Here is an 18,310-nt window from a genome sequence, read left to right as displayed (position 1 = left end):
GCAAGCGTATAGGGCTTCGTCTTTTCATTTAGATTGTTTTTTATCTACATAAATTGTATTTTCTTTAAATTTGAAATTAACTTTTCCAGTACTTTCTAATACATTGATAATCTCTTTTAAACGGCTATTACGAGATAGCATTCCCTCAAATTTTTCCAGTTTTATCTCATTGTCAAGGTAAACCACGTTGACATTGTACCAAACAGAAATGTCCTTCATAATAACAGACAGTGGTTCTGAGTTGAATATAAAATAACCATCCTTCAATGCATTGCCGATTTCAGTATCTATGGTTCTACTTTGAATATGGCCCGTATTGATATAAGCCTCTTCACCAGGGGATAAAATAATCTGCCTCTCGCCCTGCTGAACCCTTACTTTTCCCTCGTATAATGTAGCTTTAAAATCACTTAGATTTCGATTTGCCTTGACATTAAAATGTGTACCTAATACTGTCACTTGAATATTTCCGGTTTGAACAATAAATGGTTTCAATTTTGGATGTTCTTCTGAAAGGACATAACTTTTTGCGACCTCAAAATAAGCTTCACCGATCAATTGTACCTGTCTGAGACTATCCATTTCGTAATAATCCAACTGGGTCTCGGCATTCATCCAGACTTTAGTCCCATCCGGTAATAGAACAGCCATTTTACCACCTTTGGGTGTAGAAATAAGCAAGCTATCATTCCCCTTCCCCCCGATATTAGATGGAGCAGCTAAAGATAACACCGTATCTTTAGGCGTAACAGCGATCGAATCTCCATTTTTCAAGTAGATTGTACCAGCGGTCTTGGCGGGAAGGATTTTTACATCTGGATTTGCCTGATATCCTGCGTCCCTCAGGTAACGAACAAAGAATAAGGTTAAGGTGCCAATGAGTACAGCAGCGATGCCATATGACCAAATCCATCTGAAAGGGAATATAATCTTCGGAGTACTCAGGTACTCCTGTTCGAAAGTTTCAAAGGATGCTTCCCAATCATAAGTAGACAAAACTTCCAAATCTCTGGCCAGCATCTCCTTGTTGTCCAACATATCACATACCTCTCGGTTCGGAGCGGCTTTAAGGCGCCAAGATTCTAGCTGTGATTGTTCATCATCACTTAATACCTCAAGTTTTGATTTGCTCAATAAATAGATGATATGTTCGGGTGTGTGCTCCATATTGCTTTATATACTTAAAACAATATTTTGATTTCGTTTCTCTAAAGAGATGAAAGATATTTTTATAATCAATTGGAAATCAAGTTTATAATTTACATCCTAATAATACAACAGGAGTAAAAGTAGACAAAAAAACTGGTCAGGCTTAAGTCTTTGTCTGAGAAGTTCAATGCCTCTTTTCTTTTGATTGTAAACCGTGCTTGTGGTAATACCTAGGGAAACCGCAACTTCTTGTGGACTTAAATCTTCAACGACCAGCTTGTAAATTACATGCCGACACTGTTCTGGCAAGGTCTCTATAGCGTTGTGAACTTCACGTAGCGTTTCTAGATAAATCATTTGATGGCTGACAGGCAAGTCTATCAGATCAGCCTGTGTGGCATAGATATCAGCAAGCTGTTGTAATCTCTTCTTTTGTTGAATCCGATTAATTGCTGCGTTTCTACAACTTGTATATAAAAAACTCCGGATCGACTCAAAATGATTAAAATCGTCACGTCTTTCCCATAGTTTAAAAAATACATCTTGGACAATTTCCTCTATAATAACTTTATCCAAGTTCATTTTTTCGAGAAAATAACACATTGGAGCATAAAAGGTTTTGTACAAGAACTTCAAACCTCCCCTTTCACCTTCACGAAAAGATTCAATGAAATCTTGTTTATTGAGTTCTTGCTTTACCTTGTTTTTCACAGTTCAATATTACTTAAATTTTAAATAAATATGAACCGTCAAAGTTTAAAATTTCATTTTCTGTAGTTATACATATATCTGCTTTTATATTTCAATAAAAAAAAGCATTATTATCCAAAATATTGTAATTTACTTCTAACTTCTTTCCCCAAATCCTGTACTGCTGCTGTTCGAACGAAACCTGTGGCGCCTGTAACAAGGACTTTCGTGTCGAATTTTAATTAAGGCGACGGTCAGGCACAAATGGCTGAAAAATGTAGGAAAAAATGATTTTGTTGTGGCCAGATCTATCATAGCGCACATGACTGGGAGATGCAGCATATAAGTCTTTCCGTCGGTATAGGCTCAACGCCCGGAAAGATAACGGATTATTTACCAAAAAGAAAAAAACAATTTTAGCTATTTAAAAGATACGTTATATTTATTTGAAAGTAGTATCATCACATAATCCCATTACAGCAAATGACGGAAACAGAAAAATATCTCACAGACTTTAAGGAAGCTCTTTTGAACGTGTATCCTATTTCGGATAAGGCATTTGATTTATTGGCCGACACTGTATACATTCAGCAATTTAAAAAAATGAGGTTTTAATAAGAGAAGGGCGTGTCGCCAATGACATTTTCTTTGTGTGTCAAGGTGCTTTAAACTCCTATTTTATAGATGAAAAAGGAGCTGTCTGGAATAAATGGATTTATTTGGAGAGAGATTTTGCAAGTACCAGATTTTCGGCAATCATAAAAACCCCCAACGAATTTACACTGCAAGCTATTGAAAATACCACAGTGGTATGTGTGCCCTACCATCAAACAAGAGCTGCCATTAATCAAAATGATGAATTAAAGAACCTGTACATTGCTTATCTGGAGAAAAAATGGATAGTCATTAATGAAGAAAGAGAAATTTCCTTACTGACCGAAAGTGCGACTACAAGGTATTTAAAATTGCTGCAAACGCATCCGGGAATAGACAACAGAATTCCACTACAATATATTGCTTCGCACCTGAGCATCACCCCGACACAGTTGAGCAGAATACGGAAAGAACTGACCAGATAAAAAATTCATTGCACTCAACCTATGTAAAGGGTATCCTCGAAACCACACATTATTTTTGCCTTATAAAAAGCAAAAATAATGCAGATTATGGGGTGTTAATCTGGAATAAAACACAAAGTATAACTACTTAACTAACTCAATATAAGAAAGTAATAACTAAAAACGAATATTAAATTATGCAAACAATTTCTAAAACACTAAAAATATTTTTAATTGCTCTTATTCTTTCCAATATCGTACTGATGGCTTGTGCAACCTACTTTTATTTAAACAACAAGCAAAACCTAAACGCGGAAAGAATAGATATCAAGGACAGATCGGGAAAAAACCGTATCGTTATTGCAAACACGGATAACATTCCGCAACCCATTATCAACGGCAAAACGTACAAAAGGGCTTATTCTCCTGCAGGCCTGATTTTCTTCGATAAAAACGGCGACGAAAGAGGCGGTTTTGCAATCACTGATAATGAGGAGACTAATCTGAATGCACTGGCTTTTGATTATCAGAATGCCGATGCCATCGGTATCCTGGCACAAGATAATAAACATGACAATTATTTCAGGGCTGGTCTATTGATTAACGATAAAGATCTATCCGGTAAGCCTGGACATAATATCAACCGCATCAACCTGCTAACGGAAAACGGGAATGCATCTTTGGTGATGAAAGATAATAATGAAGTACCGAGAATTGTTTTAAAGGTTGACAGTCTAGGCAACCCTTCTATCGAAATGTATGACCATAACGGAAAAGTAAAGTGGAAACAATAAGCTATGGCAATAAAAAAATAATTGCCGTTAAAATCAATACGCGTTTTATCTTTTAGCTTCTTCCATAAAATTGTGTGTCTTTTATTAGAGGCTGGCTAACTTTTACAAAAAAATCTTATTCATTAATTTTATTAACAGCATATTGAAACCAATTTGGGAACTTATCTTATGACTTTCTTCCGATCCTACAAATACATTTCAAACTGCTTGAGATCTTCAAATTCTTCGTAAGCATCATAATTATTAATACCCTCTACCATTTTCAAAAGACATCGAATTGTCCATTTTTATCTGGTATTTTATCCTTTGTGAACGGATCATTTGCCCATTTCCAAATTCAATTTTCACAAATATGTTCATCCTTATAAAACTAACGAAATTGGATAAATTTCATTTGTAAATTACACTCTTTTGGATGTATTTTAATAACAGTAAACCGATCAATTTGTCTTCATCTAAATATTTTGAAAAGATCCAATAATTTCATTCAAACACATTCTTTAGTTATTTTCATATTTGATATTATCAATAATAAACTCCTTTAATTCTTTTAAAAACGAAAGTCTATTGGCCATTTCCCTATTGTCAAACCGAAAATAAGCAATTTCAAATGTTTTAAGTTTTGCTAGGTTTTCAATTCCTGATAAATCGTCAAGGCTTACTTTTTTGTTACTTTCTGTTGTTGATGCAAAGAGCGATAAGTGTTCAAGGTTTTCGAACTTATCAATCCCATTCAAACTTTTAAGATTTGATGTATAAGTTAACGAAAGGTTTTTAATTCTAGATTTTGTAGCGTTTGGCAAGAAATTGAAGTCTGCTACTTTGTTTAGACTTAAAAGACAAAGCGTGTTCAAATTCGTTAGCTCGTCTAAGCGGTTAAATGAAAAGTCAGCTTTTTTGACATGTGAAATGAATAAATGTGTCAAATTTGGAAACAATGAAATTAAATCCAGATCATTTTGTTTGATGTTCCAAATATGTAAATGGCTAACATTTATTAAATTATCCTTATACTTTTTTAATGCATCAAGATTTTTACTATCAATCTTATAGTTATTGATGGTGATAAACTTCAGGTTGTCATAAAACCGGATATTTTCTAATGTTTCAGTTGATGGTAGAACATACAGAATTTCAGATCTGAAATCGGTTCCACAAATTGTTCTTGAATAATTGGGATCATCAGGCTGAACAAAATTTTCATTCTTTTGTTGAAACAGAAATCGCTGGAAATCTTGTATATTTTTTATTTCATTTAATTCCATAGGTGCTGGTTAGCGTTATGTTTATTTATCCAATAATTATGTCAATCGAAGGTTTATCAAAGTTCAATGCTTTCAAAATTTTTATCGCTTTTGCATTATCGTCAATTAAAGCCTTCTCATACTCAAATACTAGTCCGCTAATAGATAATCTCTCTTTATCTGTTAGTCCATCAAAACTCATACATTTCTCTGATATGATATAATCAATCCACTGTTCTTTTATAAACTGTTGTAAATGTCCAAATGTTGGCTTTCCGCTTTCTCTGACCTTTACTGAACACAGACACTGCTCCCGCTTAAAACTTTTCAGACAGTTTTCGATGATGAGATAATTCTTCTTTACAAAATCAACTAATGCCGCTAGGTGGGAATTCGTCAATGATGATATCTCAAATCTGGATTTTCAGATTTACAACAGACTCGGGAACATCATCTTGAAAATAAATCTCATAGTACGAGAAGTTCTGTTTTAATGCAATGAACCAAATTAGGGATATCTGAATCTTGACTGAAGTCCTTTAACTTTTGAATGTTGCAGATTTTCAAAGGATCTGTATAAATCACACATATAAAGTTTAGAAGACTAACCAAAATTTTTGATGTATCTCTATCATAATTTAATATTTCTTTATTCTTGAGTCTAAAGATGTAATTGTTTCAGCAAAATCAGAATCAGCAAGAATGATGACATAACTATTACTGTCAATATCAACATCAAAAATTGAATAACCCTTACGCTCCAATAATGAACTAACTCTCAAAAAAAAGATTTCCGGCTCTAAATCATAAAGATCCTCATCGTCTTCTATAGGGAGAGAAACATCAAGCTTAGTTGATATTTTTTGAATTTCTTTTTTGGCCGTTGTATAATTTTCTTTCCAGTCGATTTCAAATGCGTATCCTTTTTCAATAAGCAAATCGATCATCTGTAACCTTGTGATATCTTGATCTTCATATGGTGTTCTGAAGAAGAAATCTTCGTATAAGGCGGGATCAGCAGTAACTTCAGAAAGTTTTTTCATAATAATTTCTCTGTCGCCTGAATCTTTTACAATAATGTTGATGATCTGTCTGTAAGTTTCCATAGCTATTTTTTCCAGTGGACCAAATCGTAAGGGTAATATTGTTGGTTCTCCAGAGACGAATCTTCTACATCTAATATTTTCACAAAAGCTGCACTTTCCAAACTCCAATATCCGAAGAAAACCTCATTTTTGTTTTTATTATTATCAAACCAGTATGTAGGTTTCATTTTTTTGTACCAAGCTTTGTCCAAATAGTTTTTTAGATCTTCTATATTTTTTGTTGCATAAAAATTTTTCAGAAAACCAAATTCATTGGGATAAGTGAGGTCTGAAACTGTATTCTTGTCAGAAAACTTAGACGAAATAATGATATCATAAATACCGTCTTTATAACCACTTTCCTCTAAAACCGTAATTATTTTTCTAAACTCTGCATCATCGATGTCTAAAAGAATTGCCACTGAAAGCATCCATAGCATCAAAATATAATCATCAAACTGTATATTTTTGCCCTCGCCTTGCCAGCCCTCTTTTAAAGATTCGATAACTTTTATAAAATCAGTCTCAACTTCCTGAACAGGATATCCGGCAGAATATTTAGCAATTACTGTATGAAGCCCCGTTGTAAAAATTTGTCTTTTCACCGCAGGAATTCTATCGTTTGCAGTCGCTCCCGACTTTAATCCCTCTTCATAAAATTCGATATCTTCCTTATTTAGCGTAATATAACTATCAAAATAATCCTTATCTTTTAAATTTGTTCTCATATTTTTTTCTTGTCTTATTTGATTTTAAGGCTATTTGCCAGCATTTTCTCTAGTGATATATCTGTCGAAATTGAAATATCCAATTACAGTTTTTCGATTTGCATCTACTTTTCCTGTTATCCTTCCGTAACCTGTTTGCGTAATATTAGGCTTGTCTGGAAATCGTATTTGCCGATCTATCGCTAATCCATTGATTAGATATTTGTCTAGTTCAATCAACTAATGTATTGGGACCAGCTTGTATATATTTTGCATCTACAACAACATATGAAGGTGGAGGTCCAGGATTTTTAAGTACTCCGTCTATCCAGTGATTAGCTCCTACTTCAAATATTCAAAACATAAATGAAATAATCAATATTGATTATTTTCCGATTACTCGAAAGCGCAAATATATCTCCCTGAATACTTTTTCACCAAAGCGGAGTATAAATACGACATGGAATATCCTTCAGATCTTTTTTACTTTTTATTCATCAAATAGATCTTTACGAAATTCCATCAATTCAGAGGTGAGCATACATGGACTATTTCTCCTTCCAATATTTTGTTTTTTGTATGTATCCTCTTCTGCTTTACTGCCTAATTATTTAAGTGGATTACTTAAAATATTGACTGGACAGACCACTCAGCAACACATTCACGACAAATTGATTTTAAAAGCCAAAGAAAAACTTTCAACAACAGATCTGTCGATCAGTGAAATTGCTTACGAATTAGGTTTTGAGCATTTACAATCACTTAGTAGGATATTCAAATCTAAAACCAAATTTTCTCCCTCAGAATTTCGAAAATCATTTAATTAAGAAACAGCCTTTATTTTTCTGCACTTTTATAGAGTAATAATAACCAGCTTATTTTTTTGACGACAAAGAATTGCTAGTATAACTAAAAACAAAGTGTACGATAGAAACATTTGGCCAGCCCCATATGAACTAAATAAGAGACTGGCCTCCTGCATTGCCTTTGAAAAGTGTATTCATTACTTTTCGTTATCTTCTGTATCTTCCTCAATTTCGATCTGTGGTGGAATGAGCCTGTACATTACAGGTGTTACAATCCTTGATAGGATTGTTGAACTTATAAGCCCGCCAATAAGTACAATCGCCAAGGGGGCAATAAGCGGATTGGGATTTAATGCAATAGGTATCAATCCGCAGATAGCGGTAATAGATGTAAGCACAACAGGTAAAAACCGTGTCTCACCCGCTATATGGATAGCTTCATCCAAGGAGTGGCCCTCAACCCTAAGCTGGTTTGTAAAATCCACGAGGAGCAACGAATTCTTGACCTGTATTCCCGACAACCCGATAAAACCGATAATCGAAACCAAGGACATCGGATTGCCGGTTAAAAGGAGCGCTATAACACCGCCCAATATACCCAACGGGATAATGGATAATACGATAATAATCCCCTTGAAATTCTTAAACTGTAAAAGGAGCACGCCAATAAAAAGGAAGCCACTTAATAATATGACCGAAAGAAAGTTGCCTCCCAGGGCATCGCCTTCGGACTCGGCCTCACCCGACAATTTATAATAGTACCCCGGCGGAAGCTTTAATCTGTCAAGCTGTGGAACGATGTCCTTTAAAATATCATTGGCATACACGTGGTCTTTAGTCAATGATGTCACTTTGGCAAACCTCGATTTGTTAAAATGGTTGATTGCCGTCGGAGATGTTTCAAAACCTATTGTAGCAATCTGGTCAACCTGTATCGGTGTTCCCTGGATATTGTTGACATAAAGTCCTTTGAGCACATTGAGATCTGAAAACTTTTCTCGTGGTAGGGTAATGATCACATTCCTTGAATCGCCGCGGTCGTCGATGTAGTCACCAACATTTACGCCGGCTACTGCCATACGGATAACCATGTCTACATCACTGGTCAATACACCAAGGGTACGCGCTTTTTCCTTGTCTATTGAAACCTTGACATCTGATTTGTACGAATTTAGCTCGTTGTTCACAAAGAAGGTACCGGGGTGCTTCCTTAAAATTTCCTCTACCTTAAAAGATAGGGATCGCAAGGTGTCCTGATTATCCCCGAAAACTCTGACAACAATGTTCGCCTCAATCGGTGTGCCCTGTTCAAAATCCTTTACTTCAATTCTTGCATGGGGAAAATCAATGAATTTTTTTCTAAGGGTCTTTATCAGTTCTTGTTTGACTTTTGGGCCGGTATCGTCGCCCAATTGAACAAATATTTGTCCAAAATCGGGCTTAATGTCCTGCTGGTGTACATTGTAATAAATCTGCGGATTACCTTTGCCGACATTGGAGGTATAATACACGATTTCCTTATGGCTCTTCAGTTCCTGCTCCACGAGTTTGGTGACGCGGTCGCTTTCAGGGATGTTTGCCTGCAATGGCAGTTTGATATTGATCAGGAACATTGGCTTTTCTGATGTTGGAAAAAGCTTGAATCCTGCCAATGGAAAGAGGGCAAATGCAAAAACACTAAGCGCGATTGAGATCCCTACGGTTACTTTTGGCCATTTGAGTGCGATTGGCATGATACTGCGGTAAGAATAGCTCAAAAACTGCTGTAGCTTCTGCAGGAAGTAATTACCGCCGCTATGTGCATGGGGTTTTAATATACGGCTGCCAAGAAATGGAACCAAGGTAAGCGCAACCAGCATGGATGCCAATACGCTTGTCATTACCGCCATCGGCAAGCTTCGGAGAAATTCGCCTGCCGCATCAGGTAAAAAAGCAAGCGGCAGGAACGCTATGACCAAAGTAGCCGTACATCCTACAACTGCATTACCTATCTGCTTTGTCCCTTTTAACACGGCATCCTTAATGGAATACCCCTCTCTTAACCATCTTTCTATATTTTCGACGACAACAATACTGTCGTCTACCAGCAGCCCCAATGCCACCACCAGGCCAACAATACTTAATTGGTTGAGTGAATAGCCCAGCATGTTCATCGCTATCAAACCCAAGGCGAGTGATAACGGAATGGAGATCATAACAATCAATGATGCCCTGAATCCCAGTGGCAACAACGTGATAACGACCAGCACGATCGCCAGCGCAAAATCAAATCCCAGGTGTCCCAAACGTTGGGCAACCATGTCCGCCTGGTCAAAGTTTTTGATCATTTTTATATTTTCCGGAAGTCCTTTCTGGAATGCTTCCAACACTGGGATATACTCTTCCTTGACCTTGCTAATATTGACATTGTCTTTCATGGCTGCTGTCACGAGCACACAGCGGTGACCATTAAGGCGGGTAATATGGTTGATGGTACCATCCTTATAGCTAACTTCGGCGACATCTTTTAAATAAATAATCTTCCCGTTGGCGTTATATATAACTGTATTGGCGACGTCTTCGACATTCTTGAATTTGCCGCTGGTCTTCACGTTGAAAACTTTGGTATCGAGGTTAACGCTTCCCCCAGGGATATCGGCAGCTTCGCTTTGCAAGCTCCCGACAACAAGATTTAAGGGTATCCTTAGCTGGGCTAGCTTATCCAGCTGCATGTCTATGCGTATCTCCTGCTCAGGAACTCCGGTATACTTAACTTCCTTAAGGTCGGTAATCTTTTCCAGCGCTGTTTTAAGCAGATCGGCTTTGTCCCTAAGTTCTTTAGCTGATGCAGCATTGGAAACCAAAGCCACTTGGATGATCTTTACATCGGAGGATGCTACTTTTTCCGTTTTGATCAGATAGATATCTTTTGGGAGTTCACTGTTCTTTAGCGCATTTATTTCGGTAGATATCTCCTGGTATTTATTGTCGACATCGACGCCATATTTGAATTTAGGCTGTATTACGGCAACACCATCTTCAACAGAAGTAAGTATCTTTTCTATATTTTCAAGCCCGTATATTTTATTTTCAATCGGTTTTACCACCTGTTCTTCCATGTCTTTTGGACTGGTTCCCGGGTAAATGACCGTGATCACATATTGCGGCGGATGCGTTGTCGGATCCTCCGATCTCGGCATAGTGAACAGCGTGAGCAACCCCACTACGGCGAAAAGAACGAACATGATCAGGGTGAACTGATAGTTCTTAACGGCAAAATTTGTTATTTTCATTATGATGTGGGTTTACTTGATAATTTTGACTACGGATTGCTCGTTCAGGTAGGCGCTGTTGGAAATGACAATTTGGTTTATCCCGTCCATTTTGTCACTTAGATACACTTTATCCGTTTCAAACTTCATGATGTTTACAGGAATCTTTTTTACCTTGTCTGCGCCAACAATAGTGAATACGTATCCTTTTTTTCCGTCCGCTTCGACCAATGCATTATAGGGGATCACGATTGCATTCTCCACCTCATCTATCTCAATATCGGCCTTCCCAAACATGCCTACGGGAGGAGCAACGTTATGGAGTTTCAATTTTAGTTCTATCTGGAAAGAGCCTATTTCTCGGTCTGCCGATTGCAATTTTCTGTATACCGTCGCCTCGAATAGCTGATCAGGGAAACCATCTAATGTAACTTTTGCAGCCTGTCCTGCTTTTATACTTGACCATTCACGGTCTGTTACACCTGCTTTGAGAAGATAGCTGGCATTCTGCTGTATGGTATTAGTAAGTAACACCGGCATTCCGCCCCCAATCACTTCTCCTTCATTTGCGACCTTCTTTGAGACAAAGCCGTCCGAGGCGGCATAGATCTTTGCATAGCGCTCGTTGAACGCCACGGCTTCTTTTCCTTTTCTGGCGACATCAAGTGCAGTTCTTGTATTTTGCAGCTGTTCCAACGTAAAGACACTGTCTTTGTAAAGGTTCATTGCACGGTCATAGTCGCGTTGGGCTTTATCCACACCTAGGCTTGACTGGGAAAGCCCGGCTGAAATTTCGGTCGTATTCAACGTTGCCAATAATTGTCCTTTGCGGAAAAAGTCTCCTTCATTGACCAATATACGGCTGATGACACCGCCTATTTTAAAAGAATAGTTTGCCTGGTCTTCTGTACTGACCAACCCGCTTACCTGTACCGAGGTAGGAACACGGAAGGACGACACAGGGGATACCTTTACGGCAATGATATCTGGTTCGCCAAGCGGATTTGTATTTTTGGGGTGCTCTTTGCACGATGACAGCAATAGGGCTGCCGAAATTACTGTAAATTGTATCCTTTTCATTTTTAAAATTATTGTATGTTAAAACTAGCGTTGGCGCGTTCAATGGCAGTAAATGCTATCCATGTATCGAATAGAGCGATATTGGCCTGCAGCTGGGCATCTACCCATTGATTCTGGGCGTCAAGCACTTCAATATATATTGCCATCCCCTCCTTATATAGTTTTGATATATCATTGTAATAGGTCTGGCTTGTCTTTAACTGGCTCTGGGCTGCCCGAAATTCAGCAACAGCACTCTCCATACTGGCCTGACGCACTTTAAGCTCTGTAAGAAGCTGTTGTTGCACATAGTTGGTCTGGGATGAAATTGCCTGCTGCTCGGCAAGGGTCTGCTTCATGCGGCTGCTGTTTCTCCCAAATCCGAAAAGGTTCCACTCTAAAGAAACGCCAAGAAGGTAATAGCGGCTCTTATTATTGAATTTCCAGTCAAATGCCTGCGAACCCAGGTCCAAACTGGCTCCCACCTTTGGAACGAGGTATGATTTTGCAAGTCCCGTCAGGTCTTCATTGATACCCTTGGCGATTTTAAGTTTGGAAAGCTCCTCGCGATTACCGATATCTTCACCTATTAGAGCGGTCTGATCCGGCAAGGCGGTTATTTCATCTATTAAAATACTTTCTGTCTGTGGGCGATTAAGAAGGAAATTAAAATAATACCTGGCCGATTCTTGCGTCTTTATAGCAGTCACGATCGAAGCCTCGATTTTGGAAACCTCATTTTGGCTTCGGACCAAGGCTGTCCGGTTAATCTTACCATTATCCAATAGCTTCCTGTTGACTCTCTCCCCTTCACGCACCAATGCTAAATAAGATTGGTAGATCTTTACAGCATTGGTCGCTTTCAGATAATTATAATAGGCTACTTTAATTTCTTTTACCAATTCTCTTTTATAAAGTAGCACTTCCGTTTTTTGGAGGCCGATCTGCTTTGTCTTAATCTTTTTGTTATAATTGAGCTCTGCATTCAGAATTGGTTGGGTTATGCGAAATTTTGCATCATAGAAATTATCAGGGTTTATCAATACCTGCTGGTTTTGCAATTGCGGAAACGAATTGCTTCCTGTTAACTGATTTAGTGTACTGTACACACCGTTCATCATATCGCCCACAGGAATATCGATTGTCCGTCCGCCATCGGCTTTGGTATAGGTTGTTGAAAAGGCAATATTTGGTAGAAACATACTTTTCGCCTCCGAGAGCGCATAAACATTTTTCTCCAGCATAAAATTTTGCTGTTTTATACTCTGGTTTGATTCCAGACCCTCTTTTATGTATAGGTCAAGCCTACCCTGCGCCCAGCTCTGATGGGCAGTGATCAATACCATGGTCAACAAAATCGACCATAGTAATTTAGGTTTTTGATATAATTTAATCACTGTAATAAATTTAAACACTGTTCAATAAAATAATAAAAAAAAGTGCCTAGCTCTTTTCGAGCAAAGCAACAAAACATGCGTAGCCGTTTTCCATCAGCTCTTCATTTGTTTTGTTTATAAAACTTGTTGTACGGTCCTTGCAAAACAAGGCACAAATTCCATGCATTGCGGAAAGCACCATAAATGTAAAATAGTCTGTATCCATCTCTATGAATTTACCTTGTTGTTGGCAATCGCGGATCATAGAACACATATGATTTATGGCTTCCTGCGCAATTGTGAACCTAGTTTCAGCAGGATTTTTTACGGTCTCCTCCACCATGAACATGAGGTTGTAGTAATCCTTATTTTCCTGCGCAAATTGAATAAACACACGTCCCGATGCCTTAAGTCGTTCAAATGGATCTGCTACGCTGTTCAGCACTTTCAACTGGTTTAGAAGCAACGTGAATCCTTCTTTTTGAAGCTCCTGAAAAATCTCGGTTTTATCCTTAAAATGAAAATAGAGACTGCCAGGACTATAATTGATCTCATTGGCAATATTGCGCATACTGGTCTTTTCATATCCTTTTTCAAGAAATATTTTGCGTGCCGCATTTAAGATACGCTGGTGCATTTCCTGTTTTTCTTCCTGTTTTCTTTCTGCTATACTCATTTTAATTTTTTTTTGGCTTTAAAATTTAAGCCTTAAGCCCCGGACTAATTTTACCCATTATATTAATTGTTGATTTCCTGCTGAGAAACCTAAACCCAAATAGCATCATTCGGTTTTTAAATCCTTGTATTACTCTTGGCTTTTTTCTTGCTGCCAATGCCTTCATAAATTCGTCGGCAACTTCAGAAACACTAGATACGACAAAACTTGGAAATGCACTTGTGTCACTGCCCGAGTTCGAATGGAAATCAGAATCTGCAGCACCGGGATTAAAGCCTGATACAAAGATACCTTTATTTTTATATTCATACCAGAGTGACTCCGAAAAGTTGGCAACAAAGCTTTTTGTTCCTGCATACACGGCTCCACCAGGTAAAGATGAATGAGCCAGTAGTGACCCAATATTGATCAGCGCATTTCCTGATACTGCTTTACTTAAAAATGCATAAGACAAGGATACCAATGCCTCCATATTCAGTGTCATGGTATTTAACTGTTCTCCAATAGGTATCTCTGTAAACCTTCCATAAGAACCATTTCCTGCGTTATTAACAAGAAGATCATAACTATTTTCAGTAAGGTGCTTACTGACTTTCTCAATATCCTCTTTTATGGTAAGGTCTGCTACAAGAATCTGATGTGCTTCCCTCCCAAGTTGCTCCTGAACAGATTTCAATTTCTGTTCATTTCTTGCCACTAAGGTCAATTGGTAATGCTGTTGGGAAAGACGTCTGGCAATTTCCAAACCTATGCCTCCGCTTGCTCCAGTTATTAATGCTTTTTTCATTTCTTAAATGTTGAAATTAATTTTATGATGCAAATATATTAAACAGTGTTCAATTATCCAATTTTTTTTTACACTTCACTATGATATCTGCGGCAAAACACCATATATTGAAGTAATTCAGTTATTTATTTAGTTTAAAGTTGTGTATTACAGCCTGAGCTATTTAAAAATTCAATCTATCTATTTTGTTAAAACAAATATATTTTCACTATATTTGAACACTGTTTAATACAAATAAACAATAGATGAATTGGTTTTGAACATTTAGCAACCAATAAATATTACAAGTATGGAGACGGACAGACCAGAAAATAATAGGGAGATCATAGCTAATCTTCGCGAAGATCAGATAAGCGATGGGACCCCTGAAACCAACGACCTAAGCAGACCGTTGGAAATAAAGGATAAACATCATTTTAAATTTTAATGAAATGACAGATAACAAAAATTTTGACGTAATCATAATTGGCGGTAGCTATGCAGGCCTTTCGGCAGCGATGGCTCTGGGACGAGCATTAAGAAATGTTTTAATTATTGATAGCGGTTTGCCCTGTAACCGACAAACACCTCATTCACATAACTTTCTGACGCAGGACGGAGAAAAACCAAGCGTTATTGGGAGAAAGGCAAAAGATCAAGTGTTAAAATACGACACTGTAAAATTCTTGACAGACCTTGCTGTTAGTGCAACGAAAACTGATAAGGGCTTTGAGTTATCAACTCAATCAGGTAAAATATTTTCAGCTAGAAAACTTGTTTTTGCAACAGGTTTAAAAGACAAAATGCTGAACATTAAGGGGTTTTCTGAATGCTGGGGAATCACAGTACTTCATTGTCCTTATTGTCATGGATATGAAGTGAAAAATCAAAAAACAGGGATTTTGGCAAATGGATATGGTGCATTTCACTTGTCCCGACTTATTAATAACTGGACAAAGGATTTAACGATATTTACCAATGGAAAATCGGAGCTGACACAAGAGCAGACCGATGAAATCAAAAGACACAATATTTCAATAGTTGAGAAGAAGATAGCCTCATTGAAACATACAGACGGCGTAGTTGAAGAAATAACTTTTTCAGACAATTCAATTTTTAAATTAGATGTCATCTATGCTAGACCTCCATTTGAACAACATTGTAAAATCCCCGAATTATTGGGCTGTGAATTGACAGAACAGGGACTTATCAAAGTAGATGCATTTCAGAAAACGACAGTGGATAACATATTCGCTTGTGGAGACAACACTAATCCGCTACGTGCTGTATCATATGCTGTATCAACAGGCAATAATACAGGTGTATTTTTAAATAACGCGCTGGTAGAAGAAGATTTTTTAAAATGAGTACCAAATTAGAATTTCAACGATATTAATATGTCGAAAAACGATTCTACTTATTGAACAGAATGGATTACAGCAACGAGTGCGAACTCCATAAAGGCATCACCAGCTAACTGAACCTTAATGGTTTTTCATGTAAAGTCGGCGTCGGATTAAGTTGACATTTCTAAAATCTCTATGTCAGCAGGAATTTTTGCTTTATCAAAAATTCCTGCTGACATAAAGGCTTAGTAACGAACACTAGCCCGCTGTCGAACGGATCTTATCTAAAGAAAAATAAGGCGCTTTAGTGATGATAACTACATTGAGCCACAAATTGCTCAAACTTCCGATCCTTATTTCGCAGAACCGGTCCATGCCCGAAGCAAATCATAGCGGGGGTCAGCTGTGCTAACTTCTGGAGCGATTTGATATTAAGCTGCTGATCCGTTGTGAACATATTTGGTGGAAGCCGTAAGCCGACTGCTGTTGTGACGAGGTTCATATTTACCGCCGTATCTCCCATTATCAGTACACCATCGCGCTCACGGAATAAAGAGATATGACCTGCGGAATGTCCGGGAGTTTCTATTACCCGAAAGTCTCCAATTTTATCGTTTTCAACGATTGTCCGTCCAACTTTATGTCCCTGGCCTGCCCAGTATCTTTGTTGAAGTTTTGCTATCCAATGGTGCTGCGTTGGATAGTCCATGGTTACCATCCCCGTCTCAGTTCTGAAAACTTCGTTGGGATGGCAGAGTAAAGGTATCTCAAATTCAGCACATATCTGATCGCTGCACCCTTGGTGGTCTGCATGTGCATGTGTGAGTACATGTTGATAAACGTTTATTTCCTGAAGCACTTTCTTTATAGTCGAATATGAACTCCTTATTCCTGAGTCTACCAATACACCTTCGATAATATAACAGTTGATACTGTTTCTTGGCATGAGCGGAATATGGAATACTTCAGTAGCTATTTGATGTAACATAGTTTTTGCGTACAAATCTAGCTCACTGATCCTTAAAGCAAAAGGACATTTGTCCTATAATACGTTGATTTTTGAGATTTGTCCTTTCGCTCTTGTGAGCGACCGTTGCGTGATACCAAGGTATGATGCCAGGTCTTGCACCGGTATACGTTGGACGAGCGTAGGGTCGCAAGAAAGAACCTGACGGTATTTGTCCAAAGCTGACCTGTTATTGTAGTTTAGTAGATAACGTTCCTTTTGTTTATACTCCTGTTCAATCACTGATTTTAAAATTCCATTTAGGGCGGTCACCTGGGCAAGTAGATATTGATAATCAGGATAACTGATTTTATAGATTAAGCTATCTTCAACAGTACGGATACTTCTTCTGGATTTTTCCTGCGTGACAAACTCCGGAAAAGAGCCGGTAAATTCTTTTTCAAATTTGAAGCAAGTTATATTTTCTTTTCCTTGCTGGTCAATAGCGTAGGCTTTGACAGCACCACTAGCGATAAATCCAATATGATTGCAGAATTCATTTTCACGAATAAAAAACGCTCCCTTTTTTAAATGAGCTGGTTTAAAGAACTGTATTGAAAAGTTGATTTCCGCTTCTGAGAGTGCTCTCGTTGAGGAAAGGTAATTTATTAATATGTCAGTCATGCACCACCTTTTTTGTCCTTTTTATTTTATTATTGCCACTATAGCTTACTTAATTCCAGCTCGCAAATTTAACATTATCATTAAAAAAAGGCTAATTTTCTGATAGCATAGCATCAGAACTTGTTTATTTAATATAAAAAATTAAGGATAAGTCGGGTTTAAAAGGCATTATCCCTTTCCTGTGTTAGATCTATAATGTTTCCAGTGTCTCCTACCGGATCATCAGTCTTATAGAAATAACAGGCGTAGAAGCAAAATAATGTAATAAAACGGTCTACTTTTGCGGTAAACTGCTTCTCAAGTTTCCCTTCTCAATTTCAACTTTCTCTCTGGTAAGTATCAACAAACTTGTCTTTTTATAATTCTTCAAATCCTTATAATGAAGAATCTCGAGACAACCAAAGTTTTTAAGTAACTTTAAATAACAGACAAACTGAAGAGATGGCTCATAACAATGAATTTGTCAACCGGGGCCGTGAAAGACTTGCCATAGAAGAAAATATTGAAGTTGAAGAAAAGAGCATGTTTCGTGGATTATCTTTCCTTGTAAATGGGAAAATGTATATCAATGTAAGTCATGAAAATCTAATGTGTCGCTATAACGCTAAACTGGAAGATGAGGTTTAGGAAAAAAAGGCTGCTTGGGGTTTCATCGATAAAGTTAGTATATGGT

Annotated in this window: 17 protein-coding genes and 2 pseudogenes; 6 read left to right on the top strand and 13 right to left on the bottom strand. The window is 37.5% G+C overall.

Features of this window, described 5'->3' with window-relative positions; genetic code table 11:
* Positions 1 to 24 precede the first annotated feature (24 nt).
* Entirely contained in the window at positions 25 to 1,167 is a 1,143-nt protein-coding gene (locus DCO56_RS11645) for a FecR family protein (RefSeq protein ID WP_108633949.1), read from the bottom strand.
* A gap of 99 nt (positions 1,168 to 1,266) precedes the next feature.
* Positions 1,267 to 1,860 carry an RNA polymerase sigma factor gene (locus DCO56_RS11640; protein ID WP_108633948.1) on the bottom strand — a complete coding sequence of 198 codons (594 nt, stop codon included), beginning with the start codon at positions 1,858 to 1,860 and terminating at the stop codon, positions 1,267 to 1,269.
* Positions 1,861 to 2,450: 590 nt separating this feature from the next.
* Between DCO56_RS11640 and DCO56_RS11635 the strand changes: the two are divergent.
* Positions 2,451 to 2,918, top strand: a pseudogene (locus tag DCO56_RS11635) (Crp/Fnr family transcriptional regulator); the annotation flags it as partial.
* Between the two features lie 176 nt (positions 2,919 to 3,094).
* Positions 3,095 to 3,691 (top strand): hypothetical protein, encoded by a 597-nt coding sequence (locus DCO56_RS11630; protein ID WP_146191033.1) that lies wholly within the window; start codon positions 3,095 to 3,097, stop codon positions 3,689 to 3,691.
* A 500-nt stretch (positions 3,692 to 4,191) separates the two neighbouring features.
* Here the strand turns inward: DCO56_RS11630 and DCO56_RS11625 are convergent, their stop codons facing one another.
* The 4 genes from DCO56_RS11625 to DCO56_RS11610 form a co-directional block, all read right to left on the bottom strand.
* Positions 4,192 to 4,956, bottom strand: a complete 765-nt coding sequence (locus tag DCO56_RS11625) for a hypothetical protein (RefSeq protein ID WP_108633945.1) — start codon at positions 4,954 to 4,956, stop codon at positions 4,192 to 4,194.
* Positions 4,957 to 4,981: 25 nt separating this feature from the next.
* Positions 4,982 to 5,335, bottom strand: coding sequence for a hypothetical protein (locus DCO56_RS11620; RefSeq protein ID WP_108633944.1), 354 nt, complete (start codon positions 5,333 to 5,335; stop codon positions 4,982 to 4,984).
* A 238-nt stretch (positions 5,336 to 5,573) separates the two neighbouring features.
* Positions 5,574 to 6,041 carry a DUF6630 family protein gene (locus tag DCO56_RS11615; RefSeq protein ID WP_108633943.1) on the bottom strand — a complete coding sequence of 156 codons (468 nt, stop codon included), beginning with the start codon at positions 6,039 to 6,041 and terminating at the stop codon, positions 5,574 to 5,576.
* 2 nt (positions 6,042 to 6,043) lie between these two features.
* Complete coding sequence (locus DCO56_RS11610; RefSeq protein ID WP_108633942.1) at positions 6,044 to 6,748, bottom strand: PoNe immunity protein domain-containing protein; 705 nt, start codon at positions 6,746 to 6,748, stop codon at positions 6,044 to 6,046.
* A gap of 581 nt (positions 6,749 to 7,329) precedes the next feature.
* Between DCO56_RS11610 and DCO56_RS29750 the strand changes: the two are divergent.
* Positions 7,330 to 7,554, top strand: a pseudogene (locus DCO56_RS29750) (helix-turn-helix domain-containing protein); the annotation flags it as partial.
* A gap of 176 nt (positions 7,555 to 7,730) precedes the next feature.
* Here DCO56_RS29750 and DCO56_RS11600 read toward each other — a convergent pair.
* From DCO56_RS11600 to DCO56_RS11580, 5 genes are read right to left on the bottom strand one after another with little or no spacing between them, the layout of a single operon-like run.
* Positions 7,731 to 10,805 (bottom strand): efflux RND transporter permease subunit, encoded by a 3,075-nt coding sequence (locus tag DCO56_RS11600; RefSeq protein ID WP_108633941.1) that lies wholly within the window; start codon positions 10,803 to 10,805, stop codon positions 7,731 to 7,733.
* A gap of 12 nt (positions 10,806 to 10,817) precedes the next feature.
* Positions 10,818 to 11,864 carry an efflux RND transporter periplasmic adaptor subunit gene (locus tag DCO56_RS11595; RefSeq protein WP_108633940.1) on the bottom strand — a complete coding sequence of 349 codons (1,047 nt, stop codon included), beginning with the start codon at positions 11,862 to 11,864 and terminating at the stop codon, positions 10,818 to 10,820.
* Positions 11,865 to 11,872: 8 nt separating this feature from the next.
* Positions 11,873 to 13,240: a TolC family protein gene (locus DCO56_RS11590; protein ID WP_108634528.1), complete on the bottom strand. Its 1,368-nt coding sequence runs from the start codon at positions 13,238 to 13,240 to the stop codon at positions 11,873 to 11,875.
* 46 nt (positions 13,241 to 13,286) lie between these two features.
* Positions 13,287 to 13,895: a TetR/AcrR family transcriptional regulator gene (locus tag DCO56_RS11585; protein ID WP_108633939.1), complete on the bottom strand. Its 609-nt coding sequence runs from the start codon at positions 13,893 to 13,895 to the stop codon at positions 13,287 to 13,289.
* Positions 13,896 to 13,920: 25 nt separating this feature from the next.
* Positions 13,921 to 14,682: an SDR family NAD(P)-dependent oxidoreductase gene (locus tag DCO56_RS11580; RefSeq protein ID WP_108633938.1), complete on the bottom strand. Its 762-nt coding sequence runs from the start codon at positions 14,680 to 14,682 to the stop codon at positions 13,921 to 13,923.
* Positions 14,683 to 14,971: 289 nt separating this feature from the next.
* Between DCO56_RS11580 and DCO56_RS29275 the strand changes: the two genes are divergently transcribed.
* The gene (locus DCO56_RS29275) at positions 14,972 to 15,109 is read left to right on the top strand and encodes a hypothetical protein (protein ID WP_181390527.1); all 138 of its coding nucleotides are present in this window, start codon (positions 14,972 to 14,974) and stop codon (positions 15,107 to 15,109) included.
* A 4-nt stretch (positions 15,110 to 15,113) separates the two neighbouring features.
* Positions 15,114 to 16,028 (top strand): NAD(P)/FAD-dependent oxidoreductase, encoded by a 915-nt coding sequence (locus tag DCO56_RS11575; RefSeq protein WP_108633937.1) that lies wholly within the window; start codon positions 15,114 to 15,116, stop codon positions 16,026 to 16,028.
* A 283-nt stretch (positions 16,029 to 16,311) separates the two neighbouring features.
* Here the strand turns inward: DCO56_RS11575 and DCO56_RS11570 are convergent, their stop codons facing one another.
* Both DCO56_RS11570 and DCO56_RS11565 read right to left on the bottom strand, forming a co-directional pair.
* Positions 16,312 to 16,995, bottom strand: coding sequence for an MBL fold metallo-hydrolase (locus tag DCO56_RS11570; protein WP_108633936.1), 684 nt, complete (start codon positions 16,993 to 16,995; stop codon positions 16,312 to 16,314).
* 54 nt (positions 16,996 to 17,049) lie between these two features.
* Positions 17,050 to 17,637, bottom strand: a complete 588-nt coding sequence (locus DCO56_RS11565) for a Crp/Fnr family transcriptional regulator (protein ID WP_108633935.1) — start codon at positions 17,635 to 17,637, stop codon at positions 17,050 to 17,052.
* 441 nt (positions 17,638 to 18,078) lie between these two features.
* On the opposite strand from DCO56_RS11565, the gene DCO56_RS11560 reads away from it, so the two are divergent.
* On the top strand, positions 18,079 to 18,264 hold the full coding sequence (locus DCO56_RS11560) for a TfoX/Sxy family protein (RefSeq protein ID WP_108633934.1): 186 nt from the start codon (positions 18,079 to 18,081) through the stop codon (positions 18,262 to 18,264).
* The last annotated feature ends 46 nt before the right edge of the window (positions 18,265 to 18,310 follow it).

Origin of the sequence: Sphingobacterium athyrii, from assembly GCF_003071065.1 — a bacterium.
Taxonomy (GTDB): Bacteria; Bacteroidota; Bacteroidia; order Sphingobacteriales; family Sphingobacteriaceae; genus Sphingobacterium; species Sphingobacterium athyrii.
This window is presented reverse-complemented; position numbering and strand designations above follow the sequence as displayed.